The sequence below is a fragment of the Peterkaempfera griseoplana genome (genome assembly GCF_001418575.1).
Classification (GTDB): domain Bacteria; phylum Actinomycetota; class Actinomycetes; order Streptomycetales; family Streptomycetaceae; genus Peterkaempfera; species Peterkaempfera griseoplana.
Map to the genome: position 1 here is coordinate 712 of NZ_LIQR01000029.1, position 1234 is coordinate 1945.

Sequence of the window (1234 nt, forward strand, 5' to 3'; positions counted from 1 at the left end):
ACGAGGGCTATGTGGCCGTCGCCGAGCAGCTCAACGAGCTCACCCCGGGCGACCACGAGAAGCGCACCGCGCTCTTCAACTCGGGTGCGGAGGCGGTGGAGAACGCCGTCAAGATCGCGCGTGCCTACACCAAGCGCACCGCCGTCGTGGTCTTCGACCACGGCTACCACGGCCGCACCAACCTCACCATGGGTCTCACGGCCAAGAACATGCCGTACAAGCACGGCTTCGGTCCGTTCGCCCCGGAGATCTACCGGGTGCCGGTCGCCTACCCGTACCGCTGGCCGACCGGCCCGGAGAACTGCGCCGACGAGGCCGCGGCCCAGGCGATCGACATCATCAGCAAGCAGGTCGGCGCGGAGAACGTCGCCGCGATCATCATCGAGCCCATCCAGGGCGAGGGCGGCTTCATCGAGCCCGCCAAGGGCTTCCTGCCCGCGATCGCGGAGTTCGCCAGGGCCAACGGGATCGTCTTCGTGGCCGACGAGATCCAGACCGGCTTCTGCCGCACCGGCCAGTGGTTCGCCTGCGAGGACGAGGGCGTGGTCCCCGACCTGATCACCACCGCCAAGGGCATCGCCGGCGGTCTGCCGCTGGCCGCGGTGACCGGCCGGGCCGAGATCATGGACGCCGCGCACTCCGGCGGACTGGGCGGCACCTACGGCGGCAACCCGGTGGCCTGCGCCGCCGCGCTGGGCNNGCCCAGCGCATCGGCGAGGTCATGCTCGGCCGTCTGCGCGCGCTCCAGGAGAAGTACGACGTCATCGGCGACGTCCGCGGTCGCGGCGCCATGATCGCCATCGAGCTGGTCAAGCCGGGCGGCAAGGAGCCCAACACCGAGGCCACCGCTGCCATCGCCAAGGCCTGCCACGCGGAGGGCCTGGTGGTGCTCACCGCCGGCACCTACGGCAACGTGCTGCGCTTCCTGCCCCCGCTGGTCATTCCGGAGCACCTGCTCAACGAGGGCCTCGACATCCTCGAAGGTGCGTTCGCGTCGCTCTGACCTGCCGTTCCACGGGAGCGTCCGAACGTCGTGGAGGTTGCCGCCACCACGGTGAAGATGTCGTGCCGACCTGGTGTTCCGAAGCCGGATCGCCTCGCGGGTGACGTACTGTCGTCGCAGATGGAGAACGAGCAACCCCCGGCCGTCCCTCCTGCAGGGGAAGGCCGGACCACCACCGAGGACAACCCGTCGGACGCAAGTCCGCAGCCTCAGAGCCGATCGACCGGCCGC

1 protein-coding gene and 1 pseudogene are annotated in these 1234 nt (G+C 70.0%); both read left to right on the plus strand.

The genetic code is table 11. The annotated features are described in order from the left end of the window. Window positions 1-698: aminotransferase class III-fold pyridoxal phosphate-dependent enzyme (locus tag AOK09_RS41615; RefSeq protein ID WP_245687079.1), on the plus strand; the 698-nt coding region annotated here is incomplete at both ends. Between the two features lie 2 nt (window positions 699-700). Continuing rightward, window positions 701-1003, plus strand: a pseudogene (locus tag AOK09_RS41620) (aminotransferase class III-fold pyridoxal phosphate-dependent enzyme); the annotation flags it as partial. Window positions 1004-1234 lie beyond the last annotated feature (231 nt).